At 71.2% G+C, this 16,200-nt stretch carries 16 protein-coding genes; 8 read left to right on the top strand and 8 right to left on the bottom strand.

Annotation, left to right across the window (positions count from 1 at the left end; translation table 11 throughout):
- Positions 1-81 precede the first annotated feature (81 nt).
- The 5 genes from CBQ26_RS09545 to CBQ26_RS09525 all read left to right on the top strand — a co-directional run bounded on the left by CBQ26_RS09545 (position 82) and on the right by CBQ26_RS09525 (position 4,553).
- Positions 82-1,254, top strand: coding sequence for an acetyl-CoA C-acetyltransferase (locus CBQ26_RS09545; RefSeq protein ID WP_088248388.1), 1,173 nt, complete (start codon positions 82-84; stop codon positions 1,252-1,254).
- A 99-nt stretch (positions 1,255-1,353) separates the two neighbouring features.
- Positions 1,354-1,800 (top strand): hypothetical protein, encoded by a 447-nt coding sequence (locus CBQ26_RS09540; protein WP_088248387.1) that lies wholly within the window; start codon positions 1,354-1,356, stop codon positions 1,798-1,800.
- Positions 1,801-1,851: 51 nt separating this feature from the next.
- Positions 1,852-3,279, top strand: coding sequence for a serine hydrolase domain-containing protein (locus CBQ26_RS09535; RefSeq protein ID WP_143342042.1), 1,428 nt, complete (start codon positions 1,852-1,854; stop codon positions 3,277-3,279).
- Entirely contained in the window at positions 3,276-3,962 is a 687-nt protein-coding gene (locus tag CBQ26_RS09530) for an ankyrin repeat domain-containing protein (protein WP_172418009.1), read from the top strand. The genes CBQ26_RS09535 and CBQ26_RS09530 overlap by 4 nt, the downstream gene beginning before the upstream one ends.
- A 78-nt stretch (positions 3,963-4,040) precedes the next feature.
- On the top strand, positions 4,041-4,553 hold the full coding sequence (locus CBQ26_RS09525) for a hypothetical protein (protein WP_088248385.1): 513 nt from the start codon (positions 4,041-4,043) through the stop codon (positions 4,551-4,553).
- Between the two features lie 214 nt (positions 4,554-4,767).
- On the opposite strand, the gene CBQ26_RS09520 is transcribed toward CBQ26_RS09525, so the two are convergent.
- The 4 genes from CBQ26_RS09520 to CBQ26_RS09505 are packed head-to-tail and all read right to left on the bottom strand — an operon-like array spanning position 4,768 to position 7,794.
- Positions 4,768-5,079 (bottom strand): non-heme iron oxygenase ferredoxin subunit, encoded by a 312-nt coding sequence (locus tag CBQ26_RS09520; RefSeq protein WP_088248446.1) that lies wholly within the window; start codon positions 5,077-5,079, stop codon positions 4,768-4,770.
- 42 nt (positions 5,080-5,121) lie between these two features.
- Positions 5,122-5,976, bottom strand: a complete 855-nt coding sequence (locus CBQ26_RS09515) for a hypothetical protein (protein ID WP_088248384.1) — start codon at positions 5,974-5,976, stop codon at positions 5,122-5,124.
- 16 nt (positions 5,977-5,992) lie between these two features.
- On the bottom strand, positions 5,993-6,850 hold the full coding sequence (locus CBQ26_RS09510; RefSeq protein ID WP_088248383.1) for a VOC family protein: 858 nt from the start codon (positions 6,848-6,850) through the stop codon (positions 5,993-5,995).
- A gap of 53 nt (positions 6,851-6,903) precedes the next feature.
- Positions 6,904-7,794 (bottom strand): fructosamine kinase family protein, encoded by an 891-nt coding sequence (locus CBQ26_RS09505; RefSeq protein ID WP_088248382.1) that lies wholly within the window; start codon positions 7,792-7,794, stop codon positions 6,904-6,906.
- Positions 7,795-7,914: 120 nt separating this feature from the next.
- Here CBQ26_RS09505 and CBQ26_RS09500 point away from each other — a divergent pair, with 120 nt between their 5' ends.
- The gene (locus tag CBQ26_RS09500) at positions 7,915-9,405 is read left to right on the top strand and encodes a hypothetical protein (RefSeq protein ID WP_088248381.1); all 1,491 of its coding nucleotides are present in this window, start codon (positions 7,915-7,917) and stop codon (positions 9,403-9,405) included.
- Between the two features lie 61 nt (positions 9,406-9,466).
- Here the strand turns inward: CBQ26_RS09500 and CBQ26_RS09495 are convergent, their stop codons facing one another.
- Positions 9,467-10,462 carry a ribose-phosphate diphosphokinase gene (locus tag CBQ26_RS09495; RefSeq protein ID WP_088248380.1) on the bottom strand — a complete coding sequence of 332 codons (996 nt, stop codon included), beginning with the start codon at positions 10,460-10,462 and terminating at the stop codon, positions 9,467-9,469.
- Between the two features lie 234 nt (positions 10,463-10,696).
- Between CBQ26_RS09495 and CBQ26_RS09490 the strand changes: the two genes are divergently transcribed.
- Positions 10,697-12,157: a phytoene desaturase family protein gene (locus tag CBQ26_RS09490; protein ID WP_088248379.1), complete on the top strand. Its 1,461-nt coding sequence runs from the start codon at positions 10,697-10,699 to the stop codon at positions 12,155-12,157.
- A 52-nt stretch (positions 12,158-12,209) separates the two neighbouring features.
- Here the strand turns inward: CBQ26_RS09490 and dnaJ are convergent, their stop codons facing one another.
- Positions 12,210-13,334, bottom strand: a complete 1,125-nt coding sequence (gene dnaJ / locus CBQ26_RS09485; RefSeq protein ID WP_088248378.1) for a molecular chaperone DnaJ — start codon at positions 13,332-13,334, stop codon at positions 12,210-12,212.
- Positions 13,335-13,507: 173 nt separating this feature from the next.
- Positions 13,508-14,539: a tryptophan--tRNA ligase gene (trpS, locus tag CBQ26_RS09480; protein ID WP_088248377.1), complete on the bottom strand. Its 1,032-nt coding sequence runs from the start codon at positions 14,537-14,539 to the stop codon at positions 13,508-13,510.
- Positions 14,540-14,789: 250 nt separating this feature from the next.
- On the opposite strand from trpS, the gene CBQ26_RS09475 reads away from it, so the two are divergent.
- A complete protein-coding gene (locus CBQ26_RS09475; RefSeq protein ID WP_088248376.1) occupies positions 14,790-15,128 on the top strand; it encodes a hypothetical protein in 339 nt (112 codons plus the stop codon).
- A gap of 24 nt (positions 15,129-15,152) precedes the next feature.
- Here the strand turns inward: CBQ26_RS09475 and tdh are convergent, their stop codons facing one another.
- Complete coding sequence (tdh, locus tag CBQ26_RS09470) at positions 15,153-16,178, bottom strand: L-threonine 3-dehydrogenase (RefSeq protein WP_088248445.1); 1,026 nt, start codon at positions 16,176-16,178, stop codon at positions 15,153-15,155.
- Positions 16,179-16,200 lie beyond the last annotated feature (22 nt).

Here is a 16,200-nt window from a genome sequence, read left to right as displayed (position 1 = left end):
TGAAGCGTCAAGCAGAATTGCACGCCCCCGTTCCCGCTCCGGTGACCGGCGCGGCCCCCTAACGCCCGTTAGACTCCGGGCATGAGCAAACTGGTGATCGTGGCGGCGAAGCGCACGCCGATCGGAAGCTTCATGGGCAGCCTCAAGGACGTCTCGGCGGCCGATCTGGGCGTCACGGCGGCGAAAGCCGTGCTGAACGGAGTGAACGGCGCGGATGTCGCGGACGTGATCGTGGGGAACGTCCTTCAGGCCGGGAGCGGCATGAACGTGGGCCGTCAGGTCGGGATCGGCGCGGGCCTCCCGCAGGACGTCCCTGGACTGACCGTGAACCGCGTGTGCGGCAGCGGCCTCCAGGCGGTCATCAGCGCCGCGCAGGGCATCCGCGCCGGGGACGGGCAGCTGTACCTCGCGGGCGGCACCGAGAGCATGAGCCGCGCCCCGTACCTCCTCCCCCGCGCCCGTGAAGGGTACCGGCTGGGGCACGCGCAGGCGCTGGACTCCATCCTCTCGGACGGCCTGACCGACGTGTTCGGGAACTACCACATGGGCATCACCGCCGAGAACATCGCAGCCCAGTGGAGCCTGACCCGCGAGGAACAGGACGCCTTCGCGCTGGAAAGCCAGACCCGCGCCGCCGCCGCGCTGGAAGGCAACCACTTCGCGGAGGAACTCGTCAGCGTCGAGGTGCCGGGCCGCAAGGGCCCCACCACCTTCAGCGCCGACGAGTACCCGCGCGCCACCACCGCCGAGGCCCTCACCAAACTGAAACCCGCGTTCAGGAAGGACGGCACCGTCACCGCCGGGAACGCCAGCGGCATCAACGACGGCGCCGCCATGCTGCTCGTCGCCAGCGAGGAATACGCCCAGGCGCACGGTCTGCCCATCCTGGCCGAGATCGCCAGTTACGCCGCCATCGGCGTGGACCCCGCCATCATGGGCATCGGCCCCGCCAGGGCCGTCCCCGTCGCCCTGACCCGCGCCGGAATGAGCGTCGCCGACGTGGACCTGTTCGAACTGAACGAGGCCTTCGCCGCGCAGTCCCTGGCCGTCGTGCGCGACCTGAACGCCGACCCCGACCGCGTGAACGTCACGGGTGGCGCCGTCGCTCTCGGGCACCCCATCGGCGCTTCCGGGGCGCGCGTGCTCGTCACGCTGATCCACCAGCTGCGCCGCCTGGGTAAGGAAACCGGCGTCGCCAGCCTCTGCATCGGCGGCGGCATGGGCATCGCCGTCGTCGTGCGCGCGCGGGCGTAACGCCGCAGCCATCAGAGGGCGGGAAGCCACAGGAAGGCTCCCGCCCCTTTTTGCGCAGATGAGCACAACCGCAGATCACGCACGTCGTAAGGTGCCGGTATGCCGCGCCCCGCACTGCTACCCCTGCTGGGCGTTCTGATCTGGAGTCTGCCGACCTCCAGCGCCGCCCCGGCACCCGACTGCTACGCCTTCGCGGACTGGCTTCAGTCCTCCCTGCACGCGCCGCTGGACGTGACGACCTTGCGGAAAACCGGCAGTCAGGGACAACCCAGAATCTACGTGTACACCCAGGAATTCAGGAACGCCTGCGTCACTGCACCGGCCAGCAACTTCGGATTCGTCAACATCCTCGTCGGCCCGGACCGTGCCGTGCAGCGCATCCTGCTCTCCGGGGATGCTGGGCCGCTGCGGGCGCTCGCCACGTCCCTCAACCCGCGTCACCTGGGGACCGTGCCGCTCGGCAGCCTGCGGTTCACGTTCGAGGCAGTGGCCGGGCAGATTACCCTGACGCCAAAGCAGCCGCTGGCTATCGTGGATCACCGGTAGGTGCGCCACCTGGCGGATGCCGCCGCAGTGGCACGCCCCACGCTACGGGACGTGCCTCTTTCTATGGTTCAGGTGTTGCCGGAGTCTCAGGGTCTGCCGTCCGGGGCGGTGCTGGCGTGGCTGGACGCCCTGGCGGCGGACGGGCTGGAGCTGCATGGATTCACGTTGCGGCGGGCGGATCGGGTGGTGGCCGGGGGTCACTGGTTCCCGTACGGGCCGGAGCGGGTGCATCACGTGTACTCGCTGAGCAAGGCGTTCGCGGCGGCGGGTGTGGGGCTGCTGGTGCAGGAGGGTCGCCTGGGTGTGGAGGACCGGGTGGTGGACCTCTTCCCGGACGCCCTGCCGCCGGTGGTGGGTGAGCACCTGCGGGCCATGCGGGTCGAGGACCTGCTGACCATGCGGACGGGGCACGCGGCGGACGTGACGGACGCGCTGGTGGCGACGGGGGACGGAGACTGGGCGGCGGCGTTCCTGGCGCAGCCGGTGGCGTTCAGGCCGGGGACGCACTTCGTGTACAACAGTGGCGCGTCGTTCCTGCTGTCGGCGCTGGTGCAGCGCGTGACCGGCGAGACGCTGCTGGACTTCCTGACGCCGCGCCTGCTGGAGCCGCTGGGGGTCCGGGGGGCGCGCTGGGTGAGCAACGCGGAGGGCGTGAATCTGGGCGGGTGGGGGCTGCACCTGCGGACGGAGGACGTGGCGAGGTTCGGGCAGCTGCTGCTAAACCGGGGAGCGTGGCAGGGTCAGGAAGTGCTGGCCCCGGCGTGGGTGGACGCGATGAGGGCCGCGCACGTCCCGCCCGGCACGAACCCCGGCGATGAGATCAGCGACTGGGCGCAGGGGTACGGGTACCAGTTGTGGCGCTGCCGTCACGGAGCGTACCGCGCCGACGGGGCGTTCGGGCAGTTCTGCGTGGTCCTGCCGGAGCAGGACATGGTGCTGGCCGTCACGGCGGGCGTGGGCGATATGCAGGGCGTGCTGGATCACACCTGGACGCACCTGCTGGGGAACGCGCAGTCCTCTCCCCTGCCACTCGGCGCCGACACGGAGGCGCTGCGGCTGCGCTGCGCGGGCCTCACGCTGGACATGCCGGAGATCCTCAATCCGCCCCCGTTGCGGGGCGCACAGGCGCATTTCACGTTCGACCCGAACGACGAGGGCTGGGAGGCCGCGACCCTGACCGTCACGGGTGAAGGCGGCACGCTGGTCCTCGACGGGCGGACGCCGAACACGGTCCGGTTCACGCTGAATGCCTGGGAGGAGCAGACCCTGGACACCTGGGGCACCACCGTCGCCCTGACCGTCCGGGCGGGCTGGCAGGCAGACGGGACGCTGGCCCTGACGCTGCTGCTGATCGAGGACGGCGCTCGCTGGGAGGTGCGCTGGCCCGCGCCGGACGCGCCCCTGACGGTGGGGTTGTGCGCTCCGCACTACGGCGAGGGCCACACGCTGAGTGCCCGAGCCTCTACCCTGGGCGCATGACTGACGGAGCAACGGTGGGGGACCGCGAGGCGGCGTTCTTCCTGGCGATCAAGACGCGGGACGAGGCGCTGCTGCGCGCCATGGTGGACGGGGACGCGGGGCTGCTGGGCCTGCCCAGTCCGATGGGCGTGAGTCCGGTGCTGTTCGCGGTGTACTACGGCCGGGCGGACATGGCGCGCGTGCTGGTGGACCTGGGCGCGCCGCTGGACGTGTTCGAGGCGGCGGCGCTGGGGGACGAGGCGGCCCTGACGCGCGAACTGGACGCCGAACCGGCGCTGGTGCATGGCGTGAGTGGGGACGGGTTCAGTCCGCTGGGCCTCGCGGCGTTCTTCGGGCACGCGGGGGTCGCGGAGGTGCTGCTGTCGCGCGGCGCGGACGTGAACGCGGTCAGCCGCAACGCGATGGGGGTGCAGCCGCTGCACTCGGCGGTGGCGGGCGGGCACGGGGGGCTGGCGCGGGCGCTGGTGATGGCGGGCGCGGACGTGAACGCCACGCAGCAGGGCGGGTTCACGCCGCTGATGGCCGCCGCGCAGAACGGCGACGCGGGACTGGTGCTGTTCCTGCGGCAGCGCGGAGCGGATGCGGACGCCGTGACCGCCGACGGTCGCCGCGCCGCCGACTTTGCGCGCGAGGAGGGGCACGCGGTGCTGGCCGACTCGCTGGAGGGGTCCCTCCCGGCGTAAGTGTTCCTGAACGGTTCCGTTCGGGCGTCTGAAGAAAGCCGGAAGGCAGCTGCGGAACGTGCGGTTCAGACTGGCAGCATGACCAATCACGATGACCGCAACCCGCCCGTGACGGGCGAGCACGGCGCGCAGACGGGCTTCGACACGCCCGACCGCAAGGACGACCATCAGGCGGCGTACACGACGACGCCCGCCGGGGACCGGGTGGGCAGCGCCGATCACGGCAGGTACGAGCCGGTCGAGGTGGACAGCGCCCGCGAGGTGACCGCGCAGTTCGATCACCTCGCCACGCGCGACGTGGTGGCCATGGAGCACACTCCCCAGGACGCCGAGTTCGCCGGGGCGCAGACGGTGGCCGGACTGGGCGGCGAGCACCTGGATACCATTGTGCCGTCGGCTGGCGTGGGCATCAATGCGTCCACGTTGACGGCGCTGGAGACGCGTCAGGCGGCGGTGGATCCCAATCCGGGCTACACGCCGCCCAGCGAACAGGGGCCGCCGCACGTCAGTCAGCGCCCCGGTGACCTGCCGCAGGGCGAGCCGAGTGAGCTGGAGCATCAGGTGCGCGGCGACACGGAACGCGGCTTCTGATACGGATTCCGTTTGTTTCGCCAACAATCCGGAACTTCACCGGATTGCCGGCTCCACGTCCGGAACCCTCTTCTCTCCCACTCGCATCCGCTCGGATTGAATAGGCTTTGCAGCCCATTCAATCGGAGTCCGTATGAATTGAAGAGCGAAAGGGGACGCCGTGACGGTCACGGTGTCCCCTGCTCTGTTGTGTAGTTACAGCTCTGTTGTGTAGTTACAGCTCGGAGACGTACAGCTGGCCTTCCTCGACCTGCGTGCGGTACAGCTTCACGGGTTTCACGGCGGGCAGCGTCCTGGCCTTGCCGGTCGCGAGTTCGAATTTCGCGCCGTGTTTCTCGCAGGTGACGCGGCCCATGCTGACGTCGCCGCCCAGCAGCGGGAAGTCCTTGTGGGTGCAGTTGTTGCGCAGGGCGTAGAACTGCCCGTCATGGTGCACGACGAGGACACTGACCCCGGCGACATCCACGGCGGTCTGCTGACCTTCCGGGAGGGAATCGGCGGGGCCGACGAGGGTGCGGGCGGGCATGTCGGTCATCAGGCGCGAGTGTAGCGCCTGCCCGCGCGAGCTTTACACGCCGCAGCCACTTTCCAGCGGCGTGGCCTTCAGTCCGGCGGGCGTCCACTGCTGCACGCTGAAGCCCGAGCCTTCGTAGTACGCGCCGTACAGGACGAGTTCCATGCGGCCGTCGCCGTTCAGGTCGGCCACGCCTGCCACCCGGTGCAGGGTCGCCATGGGCATGGGGTCGCTGCTGCCGGGGTCCCAGGGTTTCAGCGGTGCGATGTGCTCGCCCAGGACGGTGGTCACGACCTTGCCGTTCACCACGGCGCGCAGTAGCAGGAGGCTGTAGTCGCCGGGCTGCCCGACGGGCGGGGGGAAGTCGTCGCGGCCGTTCTGGAAGTGGCGGGCCTCGATGATGACTTCCTGTGTGCCGTTGCCGTCCAGGTCGGCGCGGATGACGCGGGTGAGGGTCACCTGTGGGTTCGGCAGGCCCTGCCGCTTCAGTTCGTCCCGGACAGCGGCCTCGTAGGTGGCGTTGCTGGTGGGCAGCGCGGTGACGGGGCGCGGCTGGGCGTTCAGCCGGGACGAGGCGAGGACGGCCAGTCCCTCGCGGGCGGGCGTGACCTTGACCTCGAAGGTGACCTCGCACGGTTCGCCCAGCGAGGCGGGGCGGCCTCCCTGCACGCGCGTGGGGGCCGCCCCGGGGGCGAGGCGGGTGTAGGTTGCCCCGGACGTCATGCGGGGGCGGGTCTGGGCGTCGGAGAGCCAGCGGCCGTCCTGCCAGCCGCCCAGCAGGTACGTGCCGCCACTGCCGGGCAGCGTGGCCAGGACGGGGTGCAGTCCGGCGGGCGCGGCGGCCTGCGCCGTGCCGGGGATCAGGGTCAGCAGGCCAGCCAGGAGCGGCGTTCGCAGAGAGGCGCGCATGCCCCAGCGTACAGAATCAGCGCTGGGCGACGGTCACGCGGTTGCCCCACGGGTCGCTCAGGGTCAGGTGGTCGCCCGCGTCCTGCACGTCCGCGCGGCCCGCGAGGTGCGTGCGCAGGGTGCCCAGGTCGGGGGTGTGGAAGGTCACGCCGCCCAGTCCGGCGGCGGGGGTGCTCGGCGCGGGCTGTCCGGCGCTGTGCCATTCGTTCAGGCCGACGTGGTGGTGGTACCCGCCCCACGAGAGGAACGCGGCGCTGCCCAGGTCCGCGACGACATCCAGGCCGAGGGTGTCGGCGTACCAGCGGGCGGCCTGCGCGGCGCTACCGACCTTCAGGTGCACGTGCCCGACGGTCGTGCCCTGCGGCGCGGTGAAGGCCACCGCGCCGTCCAGCGTGGCGGGGTCGATTCCGGCGGCCATTAGGACGGCGGCGGCGTCCACGGCTTTCGTATCCATCTGCACCTGTCCGTCCCGCCACGTCCAGGTGTCGCGCGGGCGGTCGGCGTAGACCTCGATGCCGTTTCCTTCGGGGTCGCTCAGGTAGAAGGCCTCGCTGACGAGGTGGTCGCCGCTGCCGATGCGCAGGCCCAGCTGCGCGGCGTGTGCCAGCCAGCGGCCCAGGTCGGCGCGGGTGGGGAGCAGGAAGGCGGTGTGGTACAGGCCGGGGCGGGAGGGGGCGGGGGCGGGCAGTTCGGGCGCGGCGTGCAGGTGCAGGAGCGGCGTGCCGTGGGCGGCCAGGGTGACGCTGTCGGTCCGGGTGGTGGCGCTGAGGCCCAGCAGGGTGGCGTAGAACGCGGCGGTGCCGTTCAGGTCGCGGACGTTCAGGTGCACGGCGCCGACGTGGGTGCTGGCAGGCAGGACGGGAGTGGTGGTCATGCCTGTAGTGTGCCTCTTGTGCTTTGATAAATCAATCGATTTGTAAAACCTACTTAACGGGGACTGAGGGCTGCGTGCAGCGCCTCCCGCGTGCGGCCCAGGTATCCCTCGCCGAACAGCAGCAGGTGCGCCAGCAGCGGGTACAGGTTCCACAGCGCCACGCGGGCCTCCCAGCCGTCCGCCAGCGGGAACGCCTCGTGGTACGCCTGGAACACCCGCCGGGGCACGCCGCCGAACAGCCGCAGGGCCGCCACGTCCACCTCGCGGTGGCTGTACCCCACCGCCGGGTCGATCAGGGCCGGGCCGCGCGGCGTGTAACGCACGTTCCCGTGCCACAGGTCCCCGTGCACCAGCGCGGGCGGTTCGGGTGGGATCAGGTCCGGCAGGCGCCCCCGCAGCGTGTCGAAGCCCGCGCGGTCGCGGGGCGTCAGGTGCAGCCGCTCACGGGTCAGCAGCGGCTCCAGCCGCGCGGTCCAGAAGAACTCGGCCGCGCTGCCAGCAGGCGGGTTGCGCTGCGGCAGGGACGCGAAATAATTGTCCGGCAGGCCCCCGAACCCCGGCACGGGACGGGCGTGCAGCGCCGCCAGCCCCCGCCCCAGGGCGTCCTGCGTGGCGAGCGTGTCGTCGCCGGGCGGCAGCCAGGACAGCAGCAGGTACGGTTGCCCGGCGGGACCGCTGCCATGCGCGATGATTTCCGGGGTGACCAGCGGCGCGGAACGCAGCAGGCTCAGGCCGTGCGCCTCGGCGGCGTAGAACCCGTCCGGCAGGCGGCCACCTGCCTTCTGCGGCGAGGTCTTCAGCACGAAGGGGCCGCGCGTGGTGTCCAGCCGGAACGTGTCGCTGATGTCCCCACCGTGAAGCCGCTGCGCCGAGCGGATACCGGCACCCAGGTGCATCTCCAGCAGGGGGGCCAGCGGCCGGACAGGCAGGTCGAGGAGCGTCATGCTCCATCGTGCCGCGCCCGGCCCGCTGCAACCAAAGAGGGACGCTTCACGAAGAGCGTGAGTGATGTACTCCAGGGAGCAACATCCACCACAACCTCTCCCCCATCCCCCGGAGGCCCCATGGTTCAGACCGCCCTGACCGCCCTGCTCGGCGCGCTGCGCGCCCTGCTTGACCTCGCCCTGCCCGCTGCGCTGGTGCTGGCCGCGCTGGCGCTGGCCCTCGCGGGCCTCGCCCTGATCGACCGGGAACGCGCCCGCCGCACGCTGCACGGGCTGGGCACCCACGCGCCGCAGCTCGGCGGGTGGGCGCTGGCCGCGCTGCTGCTGGGTGCGGCGCTGCTCGTGCTGAACGTGTCGCGCCGCGCCGTGGACGCCCGCATCGCCGCGCAGCAGAGCGCCCGCTACGCCAACGCCGCCGACCCCGACGGCGGCCAGACCGTGCAGACCGCCCCCCGCGCCAGCCTCGTCGAGAACCGCACGTACACCCGCAGCCTCCTCCTGCCCAGCGACGTCGCCACCCGCGTCAGCGTCAACAACAGCCTGGACGGTCTGCTGCCGTACCTGGGAAGCCCCGGCGACACCGTACAGGATCTCCGCGAGAACTTCACCCGCACCCCGGCAGGCCTGCGCTACACGCGCACCGTTCTCATGCAGTCCGAACGGCCGCTGGACTTCGACCGCAGCGTCGTCCGCGCCGACCTGCGCTTCGTGGACCCCGCCGGGGGGCGCGGCACGTACTACAACGCCGCCTTCCAGGCCAGCTACCGCTTCCGCAACCCGCTGAGCACGCCCGCCACGCTGCGCTTCGCGTTCCCGCTGCCCGGCGGGAGCGGCACCCTCAGCGGCTTCACCCTGACCGTGAACGGGCAGGCCCTCAGCGCCAGCGACCTCCTCGGCGGTAGTGTCTGGGAAGGGCAGGTGCCCGCCGGGGGCCGCGTGGACGTGCAGGTCGCGTACGCGCACCAGGGCTCACGCGCCTGGAGTTACCAGCTCAGCCGCCGCGAGGCCATCCGGGATCTGGACGTGACCGTCACCGCCGACCGCCCCGCCAAGTTCCAGCGGTACTCGCTGTTCCCCACCAGCCAGACCCGCCCCGCCCTGGGCAGTTCCGGGCTGGGCGGCCCCGCCACGTTGCGCTGGCAGCTGAAGAACGCCGTGACCGCGCAGGACGTCGCCGTGGTCTTCACGCAGGGCAGCGTCCGCGAGACCCTCACCAAGGTGCACCTCACGCAGGGCCTCGCGGTGGTCCTTGCCGCGCTGCTGATCCCGCTGTGGGCCGTCACGCGCCGCACGCCCCTCTCGCCCCTCACGCTCGGCGGCGCGCTGCTGGGCCTCGCGCTGGGCTTCACCCTCGGCGGCGTGCTGACCGCGTACCTCCCCCTCCTGATCGCCGAGATTCTCGGCAGCCTGCTCGGCGCGGCGCTCGCCTGGGTGATCCTCGGCGGTCCCAGACAGGCCCGCACGCCCCTCCTGCCCCTGCTCGCCTGCGCCGCGCTGCCCCTGGCGTTCCTGACTGGCGGTCACGCGGGCCTGATCCTCACCGTCCTGGCCGCCACGCTGCTGCTCCTGCTGCTGCCCCGCGCCCGCTGGCTCGCCCCGGCCAGCCCGTAAACAGCAAGGAAGGCGGGAAGGTGACCGCGTGATCGCCTTCCCGCCTTCCCCGCCGCTGTGATCAGGTGAACAGGGTGCTGACGCTCGCGCCGGTGTGGATGTTCGTGATGGCGTCCGCGAACAGCGGGGCCACGTCCAGCACGGCCAGCTTGCCGTTGGCTGCCTCGACCTTCGAGTCGGGCACCAGGACGGTGTTCGTGCTGGCGACCTGCGTGACGTCCAGGCCCGCGATGCGCTGGATGGCCGGGCCGGTGTACACGCCGTGCGTGACGGCCACGTACACGTCCTTGGCGCCCATGCTGCGGGCGATGTTCACGGTCTCCACCAGCGACCCGGCGGTGCTGATCTCGTCGTCCACGATGAACACGGTCTTGCCTTCCACGTCACCGATCAGGGCGCGGGGGCGGACCTCGGTGTCCGAGATGCGTTCCTTGTCGATCATGGCCAGTCCGCTGTCGAGGCGACGGGCGATCTGGGAGGCGCGCTTGATGCTGCCCGCGTCGGGGGCGAGGACCACGCCGTTGTGCGCGTCGGGCACGCAGCTCTTGAAGTGCTGGCTGAGGACCAGATCGGCGGACAGGTGATCGACCGGCACCTTGAAGAAGCCGTGGACCTGCGGGGCGTGCAGGGTCATGGTCAGGATGCGGTCCGCGCCAGCCTCCTGAAGCAGGTCCGCGACGAGGCGCCCGGCGATGGAGATGCGGGGGCTGTCCTTCTTGTCGCTGCGCGCGTACGAGTAGTACGGGATGACGGCCGTGACGCGCCCGGCGCTGGCGCTCTTGGCGGCGTCGATCATCAGCATCAGTTCCATGATGGCGTCGCTGACGGGCGTGCTGAAGGTCTGCACGATGAACACGTCGCCTTCTCGCAGGGACTCCTCGTAGTGCACGATGATGTTGTCGTTCGTGAACTTCTCGGTCTTGCTGCGCCCCAGCGGCACCCCCAGGTGGTCGCAGATGGACTGGGCCAGGGCGCGGTTGCTCTGGCCGGAGAACACCAGCAGGGGGGAACGACGACTGTTCAGCAGTTCGGACGGGGCGCGGTTGGAAACGGACAAGGGGTGATCCTCCGGAAGGAAAGGGGGGCGGTGGGGCGGCACGCAACGCGGTTCCCGTGAACGCCGGCAGGAAGGGGGGGGGCCTGCGGCGCGGAACCGGCCGCCAAGCAGCATACCTGTCCGCCCCCACGGGTGTCATGGAGCGCAGGCGTGCCCGCGCCGGGGACACGGGCCGCCCCGCTCATGAACGTCTGTTCAACAGGGACGGCCCGCGCCGGGCGGTAGGCTGCCCGCATGACCGCCCCCCCCGCAGGACCGCCCCCCCCGCTGGACGCCGTCGTGGTCGGGGCCGGACCGAACGGCCTGTCGGCCGCCGTGACGCTGGCCCGCGCGGGGCTGCGCGTGCAGGTGATCGAGGCGCACGGCCGGGTCGGGGGCGGCCTGAGCAGCGCGACCCTGACCCTGCCCGGCTTCGTGCATGACTTCGGGTCCGCGATTCACCCGCTGGCCGCCGCGAGCCCCGCGTTCCGGCAGTGGCCGCTGCACGCCTTCGGGCTGGACTGGATTCACCCGGACGCGCCCGTGGCGCACCCGCTGCCCGGCGGGCGCAGCGTGACGCTGGAACGCGACCTGCACGCCACCGCCGACGCGCTGGGCCGCGACGGTCCCGCCTGGGTGCGCCTGATGGCCCCGCTGCTGGACGACTGGGAGGGCCTGCTGGACGACATCCTGCGCCCGCTGCCGCGCGTGCCCTCGCACCCCGTGACCCTGGCGCGCTTCGGCGTGCGGGGCCTGCCGCCCGCCGCGCTGCTGGGCCAGACCCTGTTCCGCACGCCCGAGGCCCGCGCCCTGTGGGCCGGACTGGCCGCGCACAGCTGCCTGCCGCTGGGCACGCCCGGCACGTCCGCCATGACGCTGGTGCTGGCGCTGCTGGGCCACGCGGTCGGCTGGCCGTTCCCGCGTGGGGGCGCGCAGGCGCTGGCCGACGCGCTGCGCGCCTACCTGGAGTACCTGGGCGGCACGGTCGTGACCGGCGTGACCGTCACGGACGCCCGCGACCTGCCGCCCGCCCGCGTGACCCTGGTGGACAGCAGCCCCGCCGCGCTTCTGGGCATCCTGGGCGACCGCGCCCCCGCCCGCTACCGCGCCGCGCTGGAAGGCTACCGCTACGGCCCCGGCATCCAGAAGTTCGATTACGCCCTGTCTGCCCCCATGCCCTGGCAGGACCCGCGCGTGGCCCGCGCCGCGACCGTCCACCTGGGCGGCCTCGCGCCGGAGATCGCCACCTCGGAACGCGAGGCGGGGCGGCAGGTGCCCGCCCGCCCGTACGTGCTGGGCGCGCAGCACACCCTGTTCGACCCGGGCCGCGCCCCCGCCGGGGGGCACACCTTCTGGGCCTACGCGCACGTCCCGAACGGCAGCGACCAGGACGCCCAGGCACAGATCGAAGGGCAGATCGACCGCTTCGCGCCCGGCTGGCAGGAGCTGATCCTGGCCCGCACCTGCACGACCGCCACGCAACTCCAGGCGTTCAGCCCGGTCTTTCATGGCGGCGACGTGAACGGCGGGCGCGGCGACCTGCCCGGCCTGCTGGCCCGCCCGGTGCCCACGCCCACCCCGTACCGCACGCCCGTGAGGGGGGTGTACCTGTGCTCCAGCGCCACGCCCCCTGGCGGCGGCATTCACGGCATGGCCGGGCACCACGCGGCCCTGACCGCCCTGAAAGACGAGTTCAGGTTGCAGGTTGAAAGTTGATGGTTGATGGGGTCTGACTCCATCAACCATCAACTTTCAACCATCTACTCCCTTACTCGCCCCGGAAGATCTTCCCGACCTTGCCGAGCAGGCTCTCGTGCTTCTCGTTCACCTCGTCGCCGACGGCGCGGGCGTAGGCGTGCAGGGCCTCGCGCGCCTCGGGGGTCAGCTGGCCGGGTTTGGGCACGATGACGTCGTACTCGACGATCAGGTCGCCCGTGCCGGACCCCTGGAGGCGCGGCATGCCCTGGCCGCGCAGGCGGTGCAGTTCGCCGTGCTGCGTGCCGGCCTTCACCTCGACCACCTGCGGGCCGTCCAGGGTGGGGACCGTGACCTGCCCGCCCAGCGCGGCCTTCGCGAAGCCGATCTTCGCCGTGTGGATCAGGTGCTCCTGCTCGCGGCGCAACTCCGGGTGTTTCTCCATCTCGATGTGCACGTACAGGTCGCCGTTCCCGCCCGGACCCTCGTTGCCCATGCCGCTCACGCGGATGCGGTAACCCTCGTCGATCCCTCTGGGGAGTTTCACGCTGACCTGCTCGGTCTTCAGAGTGCGGCCCCGGCCCTTACAGACCGTGCAGGGGTCCTGAACGGTCTGACCCTCGCCCCGGCAGGTGGGGCAGGCCTGCTGCGTCTCGACCACGCCGAAGATCGTGCGCGCCTGCGCCCGCACCGCGCCCGCGCCGCCGCAGGTGGGGCAGGTTTTCGGGGGTTTCCCGCCCGGCTCGGTTTTCGTGCCGTGGCAGTGATCGCAGGCGGTCAGGCGGTCCACGCTGACCTGAATCTCCTCGCCCGCGCGGGCCTGCGCCAGCGTGACGTGCGCCTCGGTTTCCAGGTCGTCGCCGCGCGCCGGACCCCGGCGGCCACCCCGGCCGCCCACCGCGCCGCCGAACAGCTGCTCGAAGATGTCCATCGGGTCGAAGCCCGCGCCGCCCATCCCGCCGAACGGGTCGCCGCCCGGCATCCCGGCGCCCGGCGCGCTGCCGTACCGGTCGAAGTGCGCGCGTTTCTCGGCGTCACTGAGGACCGCGTAGGCCTCGTTGATCTGCGTGAACTTCTCGGCCGCGCCCTCTTCCTTGTTGCGGTCCGGGTGGTACTTCAACGCCAGTTTGCGGTAAGCGGATTTGATTTCATCGGCACTCGCCGTACGGGCCACGCCCAGCAGTTCGTAGTAGTCCATGAGTCGTTTATCGCCTCGGCACCCACCAGACTCCCACGGCGGCCGTCACGCCGCCAGGACCGGGTGCCGGGCCTCCAGCAAGCAGGTTAACACGACCACACTCAGGAAAAGTGGGCAGAGGGGCTGTGGGTTGCGGGCGCGGTGGGGAGTGGCCCCCACCCACTCCCCCCTTGCTACAGCCGGGCTGCCTCCTCCCCCAGGTGCAGCGCGGCCCGCACCTGCGCCAGCGTGTGCGCGGCGACCTCGCGGCCCCGCTGCGTGCCGCTCCGCAGGAGGTCCATGACGGCCTGCGGGTCCTGTGCGTACGTGGCGCGGCGTTCGCGGATGGGGGTCAGTTCGGCGTCCAGCACGTCCAGCAGGTGCCGTTTGACGGTCACGTCGCCCAGGCCCCCGGCGCGGTAGTGGTCCTTCAGGGCCTGCACGCGCGCCGGGTCCGGGTCGAAGGCGTCCAGGTACGCGAACACCGGGTTGCCCTCGACCTGTCCGGGGTCGCTGGCGCGCAGGTGGGCGGGGTCGGTGAACATGCCCATCACCTTGTCCCGCAGTTCGTCCGGCGGGTCGCTCAGGTACGCGGCGTTGCCGAGGCTCTTGCCCATCTTCGCCTGCCCATCCAGGCCCGGCAGGCGCGGCGACGCGGACAGGAGCGCCTGCGGCTCCACCAGCACGTCCGTGCCGTCGGCGGCTGGCCCGTACAGCCCGTTGAAGCGCCGCACCACCTCGCGCGTCAGCTCCAGCATGGGCAGCTGGTCCTCTCCGACCGGGACGACCTGCGCGCCGAACGCCGTGACGTCCGCCACCTGCGCCGCCGGGTAGATGAAGAACCCCGCCGGGACCGAATCGCCGAAACCCTTCTGCGCAATTTCCGTCTTCACGGTGGGGTTCTGCCGCAGCTTCGACACGGTCACGAGGTTCAGCAGGTACACGGTCAGCTCGGTCAGTTCCGGCACGCCCGACTGGCGCACGAACGTCACCCGCGCCGGGTCCAGGCCCGCGCCCAGGTAGTCCAGCATCACCTCCGGAATGTTCCGGCGCAGCACGTCCGGCCGCTCGAAATGATCGGTCAGGCCCTGCACATCCGCGACCAGCACGAACACCTCGTGCGAGTCCTGCAACGCCACCCGCGACCGCAACGACCCCGCCAGATGCCCCAGGTGCAACCGGCCCGTCGGGCGGTCCCCGGTCAGCACGCGCGGCCGCCCCTCCATCCTCTCCCCCATTCCATTACCTGTATTCGACATGATCCACTCCTCCGCGAGAGACACAAAAAAGCCGCGCCCGGACACTGAATCCGGGCGCGGCGCGACGATGAACGTCAGCAGGCGAGGGCACCCGGATCACCGGGCCACCACACCTGCACGAGAACGCTCATGCGACGCAGCATGCCGCAGGGAAGCGCGGCGGGGCATCCGCCAGATGGCGAGGGGGAAACGGCGCGCGGCTCCTACACTGGGTACAATGACCACGACTCCCGCCTGGAGGCAAGATCAGGACATCTGGCACTGCGACCTCGCTCACGGGGTCGTCCTGCGGCTGCGTGGACTGCGGCTCACCCTGGAACCGGTCATGGAATCGGCGCGGCTGTTCTGGTCCGACCCGACCGGACCCGAATTCGAGATCGGGTTCGATCCACAGGTGAATGATGACGGCGAGGTCGGCATCGATGCCGAGGCGTTCCTGATCGGACCGCTGGCTGCCGGGGAGGCCGTGTGGTTGAGGTTGCTTCAGGTGCCACCCGGCGTCAGCGGACGCTGGTGCGTGCCGCCCTTTCCAGCCGAATTGATGGGGGGCGCCTGAACCGCGCCCCGCCTCCCGCGCCCGTCACTCCCAGTTCAGGATGACCTTGCCGCTCTGGCCACCGAGCATGGCGTCGAAGCCCTTCTGGTACTCGCTGATGGGGTAGTGGTGGGTGATGATGGGGCTCAGGTCCAGGCCGGACTGGATCAGGGCGGCCATCTTGTACCAAGTTTCGAACATCTCGCGGCCGTAGATGCCCTTGATGGTCAGCATCTTGAAAATCACGCCGTTCCAGTCGATGTCCACGCGGCCGGCGGGGATGCCGAGGAGGGCGATCTTGCCGCCGTTGTTCATGACGTCCACCATCTGCGCGAAGGCGGGGCCGGAGCCGCTCATTTCCAGGCCGACGTCGAAGCCCTCGGTCATGCCGAGTTCCTGCATGACGGCGCGGAGGTCCTCGTGGGCGACGTTCACGGCGCGGGTGACGCCCATCTGGCGGGCGAGGTCCAGGCGGTAGTCGTTGATGTCGGTGATGACGACGTTGCGCGCGCCGACGTGTTTGGCAACGGCGGCGGCCATCACGCCGATGGGGCCGGCGCCAGTGATCAGGACGTCCTCGCCGACCAGATCGAAGCTCAGGGCGGTGTGCACGGCGTTCCCGAACGGGTCGAAGATCGCGGCGATGTCGTCGGGAATGTCGTCCGGGAGTTTGAAGGCGTTGAAGGCGGGCAGCACGAGGTACTCGGCGAAGGAGCCGGGGCGGTTCACGCCGACGCCCAGGGTGTTGCGGCACAGGTGGCGGCGCCCGGCGCGGCAGTTGCGGCAGTGGCCGCAGGTGACGTGACCCTCGCCGCTGACGCGGTCCCCGATCTGGAAGCCGCGCACCTCGCTGCCGATCGCGGCGACCGTGCCCACGTACTCGTGCCCGACGATCATGGGCACGGGGATGGTCTTCTGCGCCCAGGTGTCCCACTTGTAGATGTGGACGTCGGTGCCGCAGATACTGCCCTTGCGGACCCTGATCAGCAGGTCGTTCGGGCCGGGGGTGGGGACCGGCGCCTCGGTCATCCAGATGCCCTCCTGGGCGTGTTGTTTGCTCAGGGCGCGCATGGTGGCGGGGGCGTCGGTGGGG

This window comes from Deinococcus indicus (assembly GCF_002198095.1).
In the GTDB taxonomy this organism is placed as follows: Bacteria; Deinococcota; Deinococci; order Deinococcales; family Deinococcaceae; genus Deinococcus; species Deinococcus caeni.
Note: the sequence above shows the minus strand (reverse complement) of the source record. Positions and strands in the feature narration are given on the sequence as shown.

What these genes read in the sequence shown, in the direction of transcription:
- CBQ26_RS09515 (WP_088248384.1), bottom strand. Translation starts at nt 5,976, where the DNA reads ATGCGCGCCTCTCTGCGAACGCCGCTCCTGGCTGGCCTGCTGACCCTG.
- dnaJ (WP_088248378.1), bottom strand. Translation starts at nt 13,334, where the DNA reads ATGGACTACTACGAACTGCTGGGCGTGGCCCGTACGGCGAGTGCCGAT.
- CBQ26_RS09545 (WP_088248388.1), top strand. Translation starts at nt 82, where the DNA reads ATGAGCAAACTGGTGATCGTGGCGGCGAAGCGCACGCCGATCGGAAGC.
- CBQ26_RS09475 (WP_088248376.1), top strand. Translation starts at nt 14,790, where the DNA reads ATGACCACGACTCCCGCCTGGAGGCAAGATCAGGACATCTGGCACTGC.
- CBQ26_RS09530 (WP_172418009.1), top strand. Translation starts at nt 3,276, where the DNA reads ATGACTGACGGAGCAACGGTGGGGGACCGCGAGGCGGCGTTCTTCCTG.
- CBQ26_RS09510 (WP_088248383.1), bottom strand. Translation starts at nt 6,850, where the DNA reads ATGACCACCACTCCCGTCCTGCCTGCCAGCACCCACGTCGGCGCCGTG.
- CBQ26_RS09505 (WP_088248382.1), bottom strand. Translation starts at nt 7,794, where the DNA reads ATGACGCTCCTCGACCTGCCTGTCCGGCCGCTGGCCCCCCTGCTGGAG.
- CBQ26_RS09540 (WP_088248387.1), top strand. Translation starts at nt 1,354, where the DNA reads ATGCCGCGCCCCGCACTGCTACCCCTGCTGGGCGTTCTGATCTGGAGT.
- tdh (WP_088248445.1), bottom strand. Translation starts at nt 16,178, where the DNA reads ATGCGCGCCCTGAGCAAACAACACGCCCAGGAGGGCATCTGGATGACC.
- trpS (WP_088248377.1), bottom strand. Translation starts at nt 14,539, where the DNA reads ATGGAGGGGCGGCCGCGCGTGCTGACCGGGGACCGCCCGACGGGCCGG.
- CBQ26_RS09525 (WP_088248385.1), top strand. Translation starts at nt 4,041, where the DNA reads ATGACCAATCACGATGACCGCAACCCGCCCGTGACGGGCGAGCACGGC.
- CBQ26_RS09520 (WP_088248446.1), bottom strand. Translation starts at nt 5,079, where the DNA reads ATGCCCGCCCGCACCCTCGTCGGCCCCGCCGATTCCCTCCCGGAAGGT.
- CBQ26_RS09500 (WP_088248381.1), top strand. Translation starts at nt 7,915, where the DNA reads ATGGTTCAGACCGCCCTGACCGCCCTGCTCGGCGCGCTGCGCGCCCTG.
- CBQ26_RS09490 (WP_088248379.1), top strand. Translation starts at nt 10,697, where the DNA reads ATGACCGCCCCCCCCGCAGGACCGCCCCCCCCGCTGGACGCCGTCGTG.